Genomic DNA, 15,159 nt, shown 5'->3' on the forward strand with positions numbered 1-15,159 from the left:
CCCCTGAAATCTCAGCCCTGCCTGATGAAAACCAGTTCCTTGTAGCCCTTTTCCTGGCGGTAGGCATCAGCCTCCTGCTCAAGGCTTGCTGCCATAGCCAGCTCGCAGGTCCTGCCCTCTGCCCTGAGAGCCTGCACCTGACGGATAGCCTCCCGCTGCAGCCCCGGAGCATAAGCCACATAGACATCCTTTTCCACCTTCGGCTTTGCCAGCCCTTCACGCTCCAGTGCCAGCAGTATGCGCTCAATGCCCACCGCAAAGCCGGTAGCAGGCAGTGCCCTGCCAAAATCAGTCAGCATGTGGTCATAGCGGCCGCCGCCGCACAGAGGGAAGCCCAGCCCCGGCGTATATGCCTCAAACACCATGCCTGTATAATAGCTGAAATCCCGGATAACGCCCAAATCAAAGGTAACATACTCCGCTACCCCGTAGGCCTCCAACAGTTCATAAATCTCGGTGAGATTGTCCAGGGCACGGCGGGACTGCTCATTCATGGCCATGTTGTACGCTTTTTTCAGCACATTCTTGTCACCATGCAGCAGCGGCAGCTGCTTCACCATATCCTTTGCCGTCTCGGACAGCTCAGTAGCATCCACAATCTCCCCCAGTGCCACCAGGTCACGGCGCTCTATAGCATCCTTGATCTGTTCCTGCTGCTTCGGGAAAATGCAGCACTGCTGCATCAGCCCATTGATGAACTCAACCTGTCCCAGGCAAATCTGAAAATCCTTCAGCCCTGCTTCCTTCATGATGGAAACAGCCAGCGCAATCATCTCCGCATCGGCAGTTGCCTTGGAGCTGCCAATCAGCTCCACCCCTGCCTGATGGAACTCGCACTGGCGGCCGGTCTGGGTTTTCTCATAGCGGAAAACGCTGCTGATATAGGACAGCTTGTGAGGCAGCCATTCCTCACCCAGGCGGCTTGCAACCACCCTGGCAATAGGCGTGGTCATCTCGTGGCGCAGTGCCATGGTGCGGTTCTGCTTGTCAAAAAGCTTGAACATCTGGGGCTCCAGATTGCTGCCGTTGCCCATGGTGAGGGTATCCAGAAACTCAATGGTAGGCGTTACCACCTCATCATAGCCCCACAGCTTGAACTGCCTGGCAATCCTGGCCTCAATCGCCCTTTTCTCAGCTGCCTCCTGCGGCAGAAAATCACGGGTTCCGTATGGAATTTCCAAAACTAAATCCTTGTTGCTCATTATCGAAAAATCTCCCTTAAAATCACTTTATCTCCTCAGGCTGTTCCCGGTTCAATCGCTCAAAAACAAGATTGTAGCCATCTGCCCCATAGTTCAGGCAACGCTTCACACGGCTGATGGTTGCCGTGCTGGCACCGGTACGGCTCACAATTTCATCGTAGGTATGCCGCTTCTGCAGCATCTTGGCCACCTCCAGCCGCTGGGACATAGCCTTCAGCTCGCTGATAGTACATATATCTTCAAAAAACTGATAACATTCCTCAACAGTTTCCAATTTCAGCACAGCATTGCACAGCTGGTCATTCAGCTCATCCTTCAGCTTTGGATTTACCACACTTAACACCACCTAAAAATTACCTGTAAAAAACGCAAAACACTTTCATGCTTTACAATACGAAAATATCTCCCACACATTATAGCACAATGCTTTCACAAAGTGAAGCATTAAAATCAATTTTCCGTGATATTGAAGAACTGCTCCCGGTACTGCAGCTGCAAAGCCGCCAGCACCTCCGGCAGGCCTTCTCCGCCCTTTACCGTCTCCATGGCTGCCTGCCGTGCCCGAAGCAGGATGTCTATATCCTGTCCCACATCGGCAATCTTCAAGTCAGGCAGGCCGTGCTGCATGGAGCCAAAGAACTGCCCAGGCCCCCTCAGCTTCAAGTCCTCCTCCGCCAGCACAAAGCCATCCGTGGTGCGCTCCATAATCTCCATCCGCTGCCTGGCGGCCTCTGTCCGTTCCTCTGCCACAAAAATGCAGTAGGAAGCGTATTCGCCGCGGCCGATGCGCCCCCGGAGCTGGTGCAGCTGCGCCAGGCCAAAGCGCTGGGCATTCTCCACCACCATGATGCTGGCGTTGGGCACATTGACACCTACCTCGATGACGGTGGTTGCCACCAGCAGCTTGATTTTGCCTTCATAAAACTCCTGCATGAGCTCCTCTTTTTCCTTCTGCTTCAGCTTCCCATGCACAAGGCCGCATTTTACGCCATAGAATATGCCGCCAGTCAGCTCCTCATAGACCTCCTGGGCCGAGGAAAGCCCCGAGTCCTCATTCATCTCAATCAAAGGGCAGACCACATAGGCCTGCCTGCCCTTTTTGATTTCCTCCAGCACAAACTTATAAATCAGCTCCCGGCGATCCCTGCCCCTCACAAAGGTCCTGACCGGCTTCCTTCCCGGCGGCAGCTGGCGGATCAAAGAAACCTCCAAATCGCCATATACCGTCAAGGTCAGCGTCCGGGGAATAGGCGTAGCCGTCATAACCAGCACATCCGGCACCAGATTCCCCTTCTTTTCCAGTACCGCCCTTTGATTGATGCCGAAGCGGTGCTGCTCATCAGTCACCACCAGGCCCAGATTGGCAAAGGAAACATCCTCCTGAATGAGGGCATGGGTGCCGATGACAATATCTATCTCATGGGCAGCCAGCCTGTCATACATTTCCTGCTTCGCCTTTTTAGTCAGCCTCCCGGACAAAAGGGCCACCCTTATGCCAAGGGGCTCCAAGGAGCCGGAGAAGCTCTCAAAATGCTGCCGTGCCAGTATTTCCGTCGGTGCCATCATGGCTCCCTGAAAGCCGTTTTCCACTGCCTTCACCAGGGCCAGCATGGCAATCACGGTCTTGCCGGAGCCTACATCTCCCTGCACCAGCCGCCGCATGGGCACCGGCCGCTCCATATCATTGCAGATATCCTGCCATGCATTCTGCTGGTCATCAGTCAACCGGAAGGGCAAACTTGACAGCACGCCGCCGGTCAGGCTGCCGCAGCTTGCAAACCGTATCCCCTGCTGCCGCTCCTGCCGCCTTTTTTTCAGCAGCATGAGCCCGTACTGAATGAGATAAAGCTCCTCAAAGGCAAGGCGGTAGCGGGCCTTTTCCACCTGCTGCCTGTCCTCGGGATAATGAATCTGCCGACATGCCTGCAGCCGGGGCAGAAGGCCGTACTGCTGCCGCACCCCTTCCGGGATTACCTCCGGCACCGCCAGCTCACCAGCCTCTGCCAGCCCCAAAAGCTGCTCCGTCAGGGCACGCAGCATACTCTGCTTGACATTTTCCCCAGCAGAATAAACCGGCAGAATACCGCATTTTGCCTCCATGTCCGCCCCCTCATTCTCTACAATCTCAAAGGAGGTCATCTGGCTCATGGCAAGCTGCCCCTGACCGCCATAGGCGTAGGCTGTCCTGCCGGAAGCAAAAATCCGTCTGCCGGTTTTCAATTTCTGTTTTAAAAATTTTTGGTTGAACCAGGTAAGCTGCAGAAAGCCTGTCCCATCCGAGATCGTTGCCGTCAAAATCACCATGCCCCGCCGCCCGGCGCGCTTTTCCTGCAGCCCCGTAATGACGCCTGCCACCGTTGCCCTTTCACCGGCCTCCAGCCTGCCGATAGGCGTAATGCTGCTCTGATCCTCATAGCTTCTCGGAAAGTGCGTCAAAAGGTCAAACAGGCTGCAAAGCCCCAGACCATGCAGCTGCTGCGCCTTCTTCGGACCTACGCCCTTCAGTACCTCTATATCATCTGACAGTTCCATCTATAAAATCCACACCTAAATCAATGCCCAATCAGCATGGCAAGCCCCACAAAGATAACCACCAGGGCGGCAGTCAGCCCCACAAAACCGGCCGCCAGCCGCGGCCAGTTGGTCTTGTCCCGCAAAAATTCCATGGCCTCCGATTCCCGGCGCGGTGCTGCCTTTTCCTGCTCCGCTCCGTCAGCAGCCTCCCCTGACTCATCCGGGGCCACATCCATCGCTTCTCCGTCAGCCTCCGGAATATTGCCCAAAGCAGCCTCCGCCGCCTTTTCCTTCTCAACATCCACTATGGTCATAACAGCCCCGGCACCAGCCTTGGCATGGCCTGTGGCAGGCCTGATTACCTTGCCGTCAAGGCCGCCGCAGATGATTACCGGTGTAATGGGATTTATCCCCTTTGCCTTGACCTTTTCCAGGTCAAACTCGGCTATCATATCACCTGCCTGAACCCGGCTGTTTACCCCCTTGTGAACAGTGCAGCAATCCGGCTCAAGCTTGATGTCCACGCCAAAATGCACCAATACCTCCAGCCCGTCATCAGAGGTGAAGCCAAAGGCATGCTTGTCTTCGGCAATCACATTGATATAACCGGAAACAGGGCTGAACATAGTCCCATCCTCGGGTATTATTGCTACACCATCCCCCATCATCCGCTCAGCATAAACAGGATCAGGCACCTTGCCCAGGTCCACCACCTGACCGGCCATAGGTGCAAATATTGAAATCTTGTAATCTTCCCCCATAGATACCTCCCCTTTGCTATTTTACCTTGCCAGCATGGGCTGCATAGACAACAAACTCACTCTCGCCATCCAGCCCCAGCAGCTGATTGATTTCCTCATCATTGAAGTGTCCCACAGCACATACCCCTGTATCTATGGTATATGCCGCCAGATAAAGATTCTGGCACACATGGCCTGCATCAAGGTACAGATACTGCAAGGCACGTCCCCCGAAATAATACTCCATTCTCTCCAGCACAGCCGCCCAGATAAAGGTCACGGCACTGGCACGGTACATATTGAGCTTATTAAATCCCGGCTGGAGCCACTCCTTCACATCCTCCCCCAGCCGTACAGGCAGCAGGGCATGCTCCACCGCCAGGAAGCGATAAAGCCCCGGTGCCAGCCCCTCTACCTTGTCAATATACAGATATGTCTCAAAGGCATTCCTGGCTCCTGCCGATGGCACTGTCCTCTTGGTAGCACCGGCAGGCAGCACCATCTTGATGCCCTGGGTGCACCACAGGAGGTAGCTCAGCTCCTTCATGGTCAGCTTAGTATCGCTGTAGTCCCGGATGGTGGTGCGCAGCTCCATCAGCTCCAGAAAGCTCACCTGATGATCCTCCAGAAAATCCGGCTCCGGCAAGGGGATGAGCCTGGCATCCGCCGGATAAGGCTTCTGGATTGGCGGCGGCTCAAGGTGCTGCAGCTTCCTAGTATTCTGATTATTTTTTACCATGGCAGCCTCCTGCCACTGATGAAACAACGCCTTATCCATACAAGCCTCGCCCGCCTTCACACAAAATATTTTACGCCCGCAATCACGCGTCAAAAGCCACATAAACTTACCTAAATTATCGGAAAACTCTCCGCATACCATTATAGCAAAAAATAAAAAAAATTACAAACAAATATGCTCCATGCAGGATAAAATTCCCACACGGAGCATAAAAACATCAATATCTCAAAATAACCTCAGACATGCTTTACCGGGAACCTCTTCCGCATCAGTACCCACAGCGGGCTGGCGATAAAGATGGAAGAATAGGAACCGCTGGCAAAGCCCACCAGAAGCGCAAATGAGAAATCCTTGGTGGTATCGCCCCCAAAGAAATACAGGGCAAAGGTGGTGAACAGCACCGTGAACACGGTGTAAAGGGAACGGGTAAGAGTCTGATAGATGCTGCGGTTGGCCAGCTCGTTCAGATCGCCGCCCTTCCTGAAGTGCAGCCGCTGATTCTCACGGATTCTGTCAAAGATAACGATGGTATCGTTGATGGAATAACCCACGATGGTCAGGACTGCCGCCACAAAGCTGGAATCCACCTGCTTCTGGGTAAAGGAGAAAACAATCAGCACCACCAGAATATCGTGAATCAGCGTCAAAATAGCCGAAACGCCGAAACGCCACTCAAAGCGGTAGGACACATACAGGATAATCAAAATCCAGGAAATCACCGTTGCCATCAGGGCATCAGTAATCAGCTCGCCGCCGATGGTGGCACCTACCTTTTCCTCCCGGAGCACCGTGTAGGCACCCACCTTGTCATTGAGGCTGGCCATGATTTCCTTGCGCTGATTTTCCTCCAAATCAATGGTACGAATCATGACATCCTGGGAGGACTCCACATTGCTGGCCTCACCGGAAAGCTGAATGGTAGCATTGTCCAGGTTGTACCCCTTCAGCACATCGCGGATTTCCGTCAGGGTGACCTGCCGCTCAAAGCGCATGTCGATGATAGTACCGCCGGTAAAATCTATGCCGAAGTTAAAGCCCCTGGTAAACATGCAGAATAAGCCAAGCACAGTAATCGTAAGGGAAATCGCGAACCACAGCTTGGAATACTTCATGATGTCAAAACGAATTTTTGGCAGGTTCTGCTGCACCTTCATCTTAGCCAAAGCGCTTCACCTCTCCCTCTGTCTTAGGCCGCTTGTTGATGCCATAAATCCAAGGATTCTTGAAAATATTGGCTGCAATCAGGTTCTTGGTCATGAACTGGGTAAGGGTAATCGCCGTAAACATGGAAATCACAACGCCCAGCCCCAGGGTAATGGCAAAGCCCCTGATGCTGCCGGTGCCGAAGCAGAACAGCACGGCAGAAGCAATAATCGTGGTAATATTGGAGTCAAAAATCGTGGTAAAGGCACGGGAGAAGCCTGCATCCATGGACAGCCGCAACGTCTTGCCGCTGAGATACTCCTCCTTGAAATGCTCGAAAATCAGCACGTTGGCATCTACCGCCATACCGATGGACAGAATAATACCTGCCACGCCCGGCAAAGTCAGGGTAGCATCCAGAAGCTTCAGGGCAAACAGCAGGATAATGACATAAGCCATCAGGCTGATGTCAGCCACGATGCCGGACACACGATAGAACAGCGCCATGAACAGCACTACGGCACCCAGGCCTACAGTAAAGGCAAACACTGACTTATCCTTGGAATCCTGTCCCAGGGAAGGCCCCACGGTACGGGTTTCGATGATATTCACCTTTACCGGCAGGGAACCGCTGCGGAGCAGGATAGCCAGATTGTGAGCTTCCTCCAAAGTCTTGTTGCCGGTGATTACTGCCTTGCCGCCGGTGATTGCCTCGTTGACGCGAGGGGCGGTCAGTACTTCGCCATCCAGGAGGATAGCAATGGTCCTGCCTACATTCATGCTGGTCAGCACGGCAAACTTCTCAGCCCCCTCCGGGCTGAATTCCAGGGCTACTACATTCTGTCCCTGCTGGTCAGTCTGCTCACGGGCATCCTTCAAATCCGTACCGTTGAGAACGGTTTCCCCTTCCTCATTCTTGAATTCCAGCATAGCGGTCTTGCCGATTACCTGGATTGCCTTATCCGGGTCCTTGATGCCAGGCAGCTCCACGATAATCCGGCGGTCGCCCTGGCGCTGCACGATCGGCTCTGCCAGGCCAAGCTCATTAACACGCTTCTCCATGATGCGCACCACCCGCTCCATGGCATCCTCATTCACCTGTGCCTCAGGCGTATCCTCCGCTTCCAGCACCACATGGGTACCGCCCTGCAGGTCCAGGCCCTGCCGGATGGAGGTTGCCAGAGGGGCTACAAAGGTGAAGAATACGGCAACGATGACTGACACCGCTGCCAGAAGTTTCAACAAACTGTCTTTCCTCAACTACTTCAAGTCCTCTCATTATAAGCTGTAAAATAAATTAAAAAAACTATATATTATATCTCATATACGGTTTTTTCCGTAAAAATATAATCCATAGGCTGGTCATGCTCATCGGCTGCAATATTGTCAAACAGCTGGCACTCATAGGCAACCGCCGCCCGGACAGCCCTGGCAGCCTGCCCGAGAAACCGGTCATAATAGCCGCCCCCCATGCCGATGCGGTGCCCGGCACGATCAAAGGCACTGCCCGGCACGATAACCAGGTCAATGGCAGCTGGCTCCACCGGCACCACCTTCTCAGGGGGCAAGGTGGGGATATTGTACTCACCTGCCACCAAATCAGCCATATCCTGCAGCTGCGCGGCACACATCAGCCCCTTCGCCTTGTCCAGCACATAGGGAATGGAAACAGCCTTGCCGGCAGCCAGTGCCGCCTCCAGGACTGCCTCCGTATGCACCTCGTTTTCCATGGAAATATAGCAGAAAACAGACTCCGCCTGCCGGAAAAGCTCCGCATGAATCAGCCTCTCAGCAATGGCGGCACTTTTCTCCTGCCGCTGCCCGGCAGTCAGGCCGCGCCTTCTTGCCATTCCTTCCCTGCGCAGGAGCTTCTTGTCACAAATCTCCATCTTGCCAACCTCTCAGCCAATGGTCTGCTTGGAATTATAATTGTACTGATCCAGAAATTCCCGGCGGAACTGACCGAAGCGGTCCTCCATAATCGCCTGCCGCATCTCCCTGGTGAACCGCTGCAAAAAGCGAAGGTTGTGCAGGGACAGCAGCCGGAGGCCGAAAATCTCGTTGGAGCGGATCAGGTGCCGGATGTACGCCCTGCTGTAATTGCGGCAGGCATAGCAGTCGCAATCCTCCTCAAGCGGACGGAAATCATGGGTGTACTCCGCATTCTTCATCACCATGCGCCCCTGCCAGGTCATGGCAGTGCCGTTTCTCGCCACCCGGGTAGGGAATACGCAGTCGAACATATCAATGCCGTGCATCACGCCCTCCACCAGGCAGTCTGGCGTGCCCACCCCCATCAGGTAGCGGGGCTTGTCCTTTGGCAGCTGCTCCACCGTATGGTCCAGCATATCATACATCAAATCCTTGGGCTCGCCTACGCTGAGGCCCCCCACTGCATAGCCTGGGAAATCCAGCTCTACCAGCTCTTGCACGCTCCGGGTGCGCAAATCCTTGAACATGCCACCCTGCACTATGCCGAACAAGCCCTGATGAGGGCTGGTCATGTAGTCCTTGCAGCGCTTCGCCCAGCGGGTGGTGCGCTCCGTGGAAGCCTTGGTATAGGCATAATCAGCCGGATAAGGAATGCACTCGTCAAAAGCCATGACAATATCCGAGCCGATGTCCATCTGCACCTGCATGGAAACCTCCGGGGAAAGGAACTTCCTGGAGCCGTCAATATGGGAGCGGAAAGTTACCCCTTCCTCGGTAATCTTGCGCAAATCCCCCAGGCTGAACACCTGGAAGCCGCCGCTATCCGTAAGGATGGCACCGTCCCACTTCATAAACTTGTGCAGCCCCCCTGCCTCCTTCACCAGCTGGGAGCCGGGACGCAAAAACAGATGATAGGTGTTGCTGAGCACAATCCCTGCCCCCAGCTCCTTCAATTCCTCTGGTGATACGCCCTTCACGGAGCCCTGCGTTCCCACCGGCATAAAAATCGGCGTGGGAAAGCTGCCATGAGGTGTATGAATAATACCGGCTCTTGCCCCGGTTGCCTCATCCTGCTTAATCAATTCATAAGTTATTGCAGGCAAGCTATCGCCTCTCTTTCCAAACCTTTAATAATTTTATCGATTGTAAAAACCTTTAACCGCTCTATAATATCACAAATATCATTTTCTTTCAATACAGGCGGCACAGGCTGTACATGTCAATAGCAGAACTGCTGGGCATCCAGCGCCTCGGATTCCAGCACCTGCACCTCCAGCTGCCCGTCCTGCATGATTCCTCCCGTGCCCGGGCGGATGCGGTTCACGAAGCCTTCATCATCCAGCCGTGCCATAATCCTGTCAGCTTCATTTTTATCCTTTGCCACAAAAATCGAAACCCACACGCTAAAAAACCTCCCAAGAAAAAGAACCTGACTACCTGCATATCTGATTATCTGCTTTTCAGGCTGCCCTCTCCCAAAAGCTTCCTTATTTCCGCCTCAGCCTCTGCCGAGCCATCCAGCCAGTAGCGCTTTTCATTTTTTATCAGCTTTTTTGAGCCATAAAAATACATATAAACAACCCGGCTGCCATGATGCTTCTGGAAAATCCGCCGCAGGCTGTCAAAAATCTCCGGCTTCTCCTGCTCCGGCCTCAGGGCGATATAATAATCAGGCTGATAATCCTCCAGGCTGATGATATCCTCGGCAATCAGCTGGATTTTGTCCCGCTCATCATCGCTGAAATCCACCTTGCCAAAAACCACAATCCTCCTGTCCTGCTCCGACAGGTTGATCCTGCTGTAAAACACCTTGGGGAACACCACCACACGGATGGTGTTTGTATAATCCTCCAGCCGCAAGAAGCACATCATATCACCCTTCTTGGTAGTGCGGCGGATGCATTCCACCACGATGCCTCCCAGCCTGACCTTGCTGCCGTCCGGAACCTGCCCTTCCATGACCTTGGACACAGGCGTCAGCCCCGCCAGCTTGGCCTGGTACTTGTCCAGAGGATGCCCCGTAATATAAAAGCCGGTAATTTCCTTCTCCCAGCCAATCAGCACCTCAGGCTCCGCCTCAGGTATATCCGGCAGCTTGATTTCAGCCACCTGCCGGACCTCCTCCGCATCAAAGAGCCCCATCTGGCCATTTGCCCTGTCCCTCTGTACCATTGCAGCCGCCTCGGACACACTAGGAAATACCGCCAGCAGCTGGGCGCGCTTCGTACCCAGGGAATCAAAGCAGCCGCAGCGGATAAAGTTCTCCACTGACCGCTTATTGACCGCATGGAAGTCCACCCGGGAGCAGAAATCCATCAGGGACAGGAAGCTGCCCCCTTTCTCCCTCTCTGCCATCATGACAGAAAGTGCCGCCTCACCTACGTTCTTGATAGCTGCCAGCCCGAAGCGGATAGCCCCCTTGTCCACGCTGAAATTCACCTGGCTGGCGTTGATATCCGGAGGCAGGATTTTAATCCCCATGCGCTTGCACTGCTCTATGTACTGGCTTACCTTGTCCGTATTGTCCATGACGCTGGTGAGCATGGCCGCCATGAAATCTGCCGGATAGTTGGCCTTCAGGTAGGCGGTCTGCCATGCCACCCAGGCATAGGCGGCACTGTGTGACTTGTTGAAGCCGTAGTCCGCAAAATGCTCCAGGAGCTCAAAGATGCGCTCCGCCAGGCTATCATCAATGCCCTTCTGCCTGGTTCCCTGCAAAAAATTCTCCTTCTGTGCCATCAGGATGGCCGCCTTTTTCTTGCCCATGGCACGGCGCAGAAGATCCGCCTGTCCCAGGCTGAACCCCGCCAGCACCTGCACAATCTGCATAACCTGCTCCTGGTACAGCACCACCCCGAAGGTCTCACGCAAAATCGGTTCCAGCAGGGGATGCAGGTATTCCACCTTTTTCTCCCCGTGCCTGCCGTCAATAAAATCATCCACCATGCCGCTGCCCAGAGGCCCCGGACGGTAAAGTGCCACCAGGGGAATCAAATCAGTAAAGCCCTCCGGCTTCAAGTCACGCATAATCCGCGTCATCCCGGCAGACTCCATCTGGAACACCGCCCCTGTGCCGCCATCGCACAGCATCCGGCAGGTCTTTTCATCCGTATGGGGCAGCCGCCGCAAATCAACATCAACACCGTGATTTTTTTTGATATTCTTCACAGCATCATCCAGGACAGTCAGGGTGCGCAGCCCCAGAAAGTCCATCTTCAAAAGCCCCAGCTCCTCCACCAGGTCCTTTTCAAACTGGGTAACCAGCGCACCATCGGCAATCATGATGGGCATGTAATCGGTAATGGGATTCCTGGCAATCACGATGCCTGCCGCATGCTTGCCGCAGTTCCTGCGAAGCCCTTCCACCCGCTTTGCCATGTCCACCAGCCGCTGCACGCTGACATCTTCCTCATAGAGCTTGCGAAACTCGTCCACACTGTCCAGAGCCGCCTGCAGAGTCACCTTGGGGCCGCTGGGAATCAGCTTGGATACCCTGTCCCCCTCGGCATAGGACATGCCCATGGCCCTGGCCACATCCCGGATGGCATTCTTTGCCTTGAGGGTGCCAAAAGTAATAATCTGGCTTACATGGTCCTCCCCATACCGCTGCTTCACATAATCAATGACTTCCTCCCGGCGCACATAGCAGAAATCTATATCAATATCCGGCATGGTAACCCGCTCCGGGTTCAGGAAGCGCTCAAAGAGCAGGTCATACTGCAACGGGTCTAGATCCGTAATCCCCAGGGCATACGCCACGATGCTGCCGGCAGCGGAGCCTCGCCCCGGCCCTACCGGTATATTGACGCTCCTGGCGTAGTTGATAAAATCCCACACAATCAGGAAGTAGCTGTCAAAGCCCATGCTGTGGATTACGCCCAGCTCATAGTCCAGCCTCTCCTGCACCTCCTGAGTGATATTTTCGTAGCGCTCCGGCAGGTACTTCTCGCAGAGCTGCCTGAGGTATGCCTCATCCGTCATCCCATCCGGCAGGGGGAAATTCGGCAGATGGCGATGCTCAAAATCGAACTCCACATGGCACCGTTCTGCAATCTTCACCGTATTTGCCAGCGCCTCCGGGTACTCACTGAACAGCCCCTGCATTTCCTCCGGTGTCTTCAGGTAAAAATCATCGCTGGCAAACCGCATCCTGCCAGGGTCATCCAATGTCCTGCCAGTCTGGATGCACAGCAGGATTTCGTGAAATTCGCTGTCCTCACGCTTCAGGTAATGGGCGTCATTGGTAGCCACCAGCCCCAGCTGATACTTTTTCGCCAGCTCCAAAAGCCCTGCCATGGCCTTTTTTTCCTCCGGCATGCCATGATTTTGCAGCTCGATAAAAAAATTCTCCCTGCCAAAAATCTCCAGATATTCCTGCAGCACCTTTTCCGCCCGGAACATATCCCCCCGGATAATCCATGCCGGCACCTCCCCGGCAATGCAGGCACTGAGGCAGATAAGCCCCTTGCTGTATTTTCTCAGCAGCTCCTTATCCACTCTTGGCTTGTAATACATGCCCTCGGTATTGGCCCTGGACACCAGCTGTACCAGATTTCTATATCCCTCGTTATTTTCCGCCAGCAAAATCAGGTGGTAGTACCTTGTGCCATCCACCTCGTACTGCTCATGGCGGTCCCGGGGTGCCACATACACCTCGCAGCCAATGACCGGGTTAATCCCCTCCCCCTTGCAGGCCTTATAAAACTCCATGATGCCGAACATATTGCCATGGTCCGTAATGGCGATATGCTCCATGCCCAGCTCCTTCACACGGGCAATCAGCGGCTTGATGCGGTTTGCCCCATCCAGCAGGCTGTACTCAGTATGAACATGCAAATGCGCAAAAGGAACCGAACCTGTCATTATTGTTATCCTCCTACCAAAATAAAAACCAAAATCCTGCTATGCCCCTAAAGGATGCCCTTGTCCATCTCCCGGAACAGCTTCTGCAGCTCCTGATTGCCCAGCATGCTCTGGGGATAATACATATTCTTGCCCAGTATATCACGCCAGATAGCCGCATCCTCCGGCTCAAACTCCCGGCAAAATGCCTCCACTGCCTTGTCCGTCTGCACAGTCTGCACTATTTCAAGCACATTCCCGGCTTCCCCGCCTGGGAGGTGCCTGCCCCCGGCAGCTCCTCCTGTGCCTTTCTTTGCCAGCTTCACCGGCTGATACAAAAGCATTGCCTTGTACATAGGCACCGCCAGCTTCAGCTCCATGCCTGAGGGAAGTTTCTGCCTGATGGCGTACCACAGGCTGATGCCCTCATAGCTCATGTTGCCAAAATACCAGATGCAGTGCTTGTACCACTCCCTGCCAATCTGATAGGGCAGCTGGAAAAGGTTTCCTGCCAGCTTCCAGCCTGCACCATAAATCACCGAGGCAAACCGTGTCCTGTTCAGCACAGGATACAGGCCGTAATATGCCTCCTTGGTCTCCACGGCAAAGTGCTGGCACACTCCCCCATGGGGCTGCTTGCCGCACTGCACCGCCAGCATCAGCGGGTCCGGCTGGGCCACGATGTTCAGCTGCTCCATGGAAATCCCCAGCCGCTCCAACAGCTCCGGGTACTCCGTCAGCACAGTATCATCATGAAAAATCTCATAGGAACGCTCCTGCAAAGAAGCCCTCTCAGGCTCCCCGCCGCTCATCAGGTAATCGCTCAGGAGCTTGATGTAATGAAAATCCCGCTCCCATGCCGTGATGGGCTGATTGTAATACCAGCTGTAGGTCAGCCTGCCACTAAGACGCTGTTCCCTGACCATGCCCTGTATAATGGCACGGTTTTCCTCATTCCTGCGCCCCACCGTCTGGCGGAACTGCCTGCCCAGCTCGTTGTAGTCGCTGTCCGGCACATTGCCTGCAATCATCTGCTTTGCCTTTTGCAGCGTCATGGCTGCCTGCATCAGCTTGTCGTAGGACACGCCGGGACAGTTCTTTTCCATCTCGTCCAGCAGTATATCCTTCAGACGGCTGCCCTTCAGATTCCTGCGCACCGCCTCTATTTCTTCCAATTTCTTATTTTCCATAGCAAATCAATCCATTATTTCTGCTAAAGACCGCACCTTGGCGGCAATATCATCCGCGCCGGTAATCTCCGACACCACGCATACAGTATCTGCACCGGCTTCCCTGACAAGGTGCAGATTGTGCTCCTTGATGCCGCCTATGGCCACAAATGGCAGCACCGAATTCTGCCTGGCATACTGCACATATTCCAGCCCCACCGGCACGGCCGTCTTCTTAGTCTGAGTGGCATAGACAGGACCTGTGCCGATGTAGTCTATCACGCCGGCAAGCCCGTTGGCAGCCTGCAGCTGCTCCGGCCCGTGGGTGGACCAGCCGATTACCTTGTCAGGGCCCAGAAGCTCCCTGACCGCCCGGGGCGGCAAATCATCCTGGCCGATATGCACCCCATCAGCATCCACCGCCATAGCCAAATCCACAAAATCATCTATCAAAAAGGCAGCCCCGTATTTTCTGGTCAGCTCCCTCAGCTGTAAGCATTCATTGTAGCGTGCCAGGCCGCTCTTTTCCTTTTCCCGGTACTGCACAAAGCGGATACCTGCCTGCAGCATGGCTTCTACCACTTCCAGGTTGCTCCGCCCGGCAGACATGCCCTCTGCCGTAATGCCATAAATAGGAAAACTCTTAAAGCACCTCATGGCCTCCTGCCTGTTCATCCAATCACTCCTATCCAGCAAAATCACGTTAAACTAAATTATACCACAAATATCCGGCAACTTATACAAATAATGGAAATTGAATTACTCCCTCCTAACGCCTAGGCGTTTGAGGAGGGAGATTCCCACTTCTACGAGAACAGCCTTCTGCCTTGGCAAAAGGACTTACACACTCTCCGTGGGCGTTAATTTCCGTAATTCCT

Annotated in this window: 13 protein-coding genes; all 13 read right to left on the reverse strand. The window is 54.2% G+C overall.

Translation table 11 applies throughout. The features are described 5' to 3' along the window. Positions 1–11: 11 nt before the first annotated feature. Positions 12–1,202 carry an ATP phosphoribosyltransferase regulatory subunit gene (gene hisZ / locus FYJ84_RS12460; protein ID WP_154407927.1) on the reverse strand — a complete coding sequence of 397 codons (1,191 nt, stop codon included), beginning with the start codon at positions 1,200–1,202 and terminating at the stop codon, positions 12–14. A 22-nt stretch (positions 1,203–1,224) separates the two neighbouring features. Then, the gene (locus FYJ84_RS12465) at positions 1,225–1,536 is read right to left on the reverse strand and encodes a YerC/YecD family TrpR-related protein (RefSeq protein WP_277006468.1); all 312 of its coding nucleotides are present in this window, start codon (positions 1,534–1,536) and stop codon (positions 1,225–1,227) included. 116 nt (positions 1,537–1,652) lie between these two features. Beyond that, complete coding sequence (gene recG / locus FYJ84_RS12470) at positions 1,653–3,734, reverse strand: ATP-dependent DNA helicase RecG (RefSeq protein ID WP_154407928.1); 2,082 nt, start codon at positions 3,732–3,734, stop codon at positions 1,653–1,655. 20 nt (positions 3,735–3,754) lie between these two features. Then, positions 3,755–4,477, reverse strand: a complete 723-nt coding sequence (locus FYJ84_RS12475; protein WP_154407929.1) for a PTS sugar transporter subunit IIA — start codon at positions 4,475–4,477, stop codon at positions 3,755–3,757. Between the two features lie 16 nt (positions 4,478–4,493). Then, complete coding sequence (locus FYJ84_RS12480; RefSeq protein WP_154407930.1) at positions 4,494–5,234, reverse strand: SagB/ThcOx family dehydrogenase; 741 nt, start codon at positions 5,232–5,234, stop codon at positions 4,494–4,496. 197 nt (positions 5,235–5,431) lie between these two features. Continuing rightward, positions 5,432–6,331 carry a protein translocase subunit SecF gene (gene secF / locus FYJ84_RS12485; protein ID WP_154407938.1) on the reverse strand — a complete coding sequence of 300 codons (900 nt, stop codon included), beginning with the start codon at positions 6,329–6,331 and terminating at the stop codon, positions 5,432–5,434. A 19-nt stretch (positions 6,332–6,350) separates the two neighbouring features. Next, positions 6,351–7,598 carry a protein translocase subunit SecD gene (gene secD, locus FYJ84_RS12490; RefSeq protein WP_205764257.1) on the reverse strand — a complete coding sequence of 416 codons (1,248 nt, stop codon included), beginning with the start codon at positions 7,596–7,598 and terminating at the stop codon, positions 6,351–6,353. A 53-nt stretch (positions 7,599–7,651) separates the two neighbouring features. Further along, on the reverse strand, positions 7,652–8,227 hold the full coding sequence (locus tag FYJ84_RS12495) for a 5-formyltetrahydrofolate cyclo-ligase (RefSeq protein ID WP_154407931.1): 576 nt from the start codon (positions 8,225–8,227) through the stop codon (positions 7,652–7,654). Positions 8,228–8,239: 12 nt separating this feature from the next. Next, a complete protein-coding gene (tgt, locus tag FYJ84_RS12500; RefSeq protein WP_154407932.1) occupies positions 8,240–9,373 on the reverse strand; it encodes a tRNA guanosine(34) transglycosylase Tgt in 1,134 nt (377 codons plus the stop codon). A 116-nt stretch (positions 9,374–9,489) separates the two neighbouring features. Then, positions 9,490–9,672, reverse strand: a complete 183-nt coding sequence (locus FYJ84_RS12505; protein WP_154407933.1) for a hypothetical protein — start codon at positions 9,670–9,672, stop codon at positions 9,490–9,492. Positions 9,673–9,719: 47 nt separating this feature from the next. Continuing rightward, a complete protein-coding gene (locus FYJ84_RS12510; protein WP_154407934.1) occupies positions 9,720–13,133 on the reverse strand; it encodes a DNA polymerase III subunit alpha in 3,414 nt (1,137 codons plus the stop codon). 47 nt (positions 13,134–13,180) lie between these two features. Next, complete coding sequence (locus FYJ84_RS12515) at positions 13,181–14,302, reverse strand: hypothetical protein (RefSeq protein ID WP_154407935.1); 1,122 nt, start codon at positions 14,300–14,302, stop codon at positions 13,181–13,183. Positions 14,303–14,308: 6 nt separating this feature from the next. Beyond that, the gene (gene thiE, locus FYJ84_RS12520) at positions 14,309–14,956 is read right to left on the reverse strand and encodes a thiamine phosphate synthase (RefSeq protein ID WP_154407936.1); all 648 of its coding nucleotides are present in this window, start codon (positions 14,954–14,956) and stop codon (positions 14,309–14,311) included. Positions 14,957–15,159 lie beyond the last annotated feature (203 nt).

Origin of the sequence: Anaerovibrio slackiae (genome assembly GCF_009695585.1) — a bacterium.
GTDB classification, from domain to species: Bacteria; Bacillota; Negativicutes; order Selenomonadales; family Selenomonadaceae; genus Anaerovibrio; species Anaerovibrio slackiae.

Coding starts and splice junctions, on each gene's coding strand:
- FYJ84_RS12475 (WP_154407929.1), bottom strand. CDS start 4,477: ATGGGGGAAGATTACAAGATTTCAATATTTGCACCTATGGCCGGTCAG.
- FYJ84_RS12515 (WP_154407935.1), bottom strand. CDS start 14,302: ATGGAAAATAAGAAATTGGAAGAAATAGAGGCGGTGCGCAGGAATCTG.
- FYJ84_RS12495 (WP_154407931.1), bottom strand. CDS start 8,227: ATGGAGATTTGTGACAAGAAGCTCCTGCGCAGGGAAGGAATGGCAAGA.
- thiE (WP_154407936.1), bottom strand. CDS start 14,956: ATGAACAGGCAGGAGGCCATGAGGTGCTTTAAGAGTTTTCCTATTTAT.
- FYJ84_RS12480 (WP_154407930.1), bottom strand. CDS start 5,234: ATGGATAAGGCGTTGTTTCATCAGTGGCAGGAGGCTGCCATGGTAAAA.
- hisZ (WP_154407927.1), bottom strand. CDS start 1,202: ATGAGCAACAAGGATTTAGTTTTGGAAATTCCATACGGAACCCGTGAT.
- recG (WP_154407928.1), bottom strand. CDS start 3,734: ATGGAACTGTCAGATGATATAGAGGTACTGAAGGGCGTAGGTCCGAAG.
- FYJ84_RS12510 (WP_154407934.1), bottom strand. CDS start 13,133: ATGACAGGTTCGGTTCCTTTTGCGCATTTGCATGTTCATACTGAGTAC.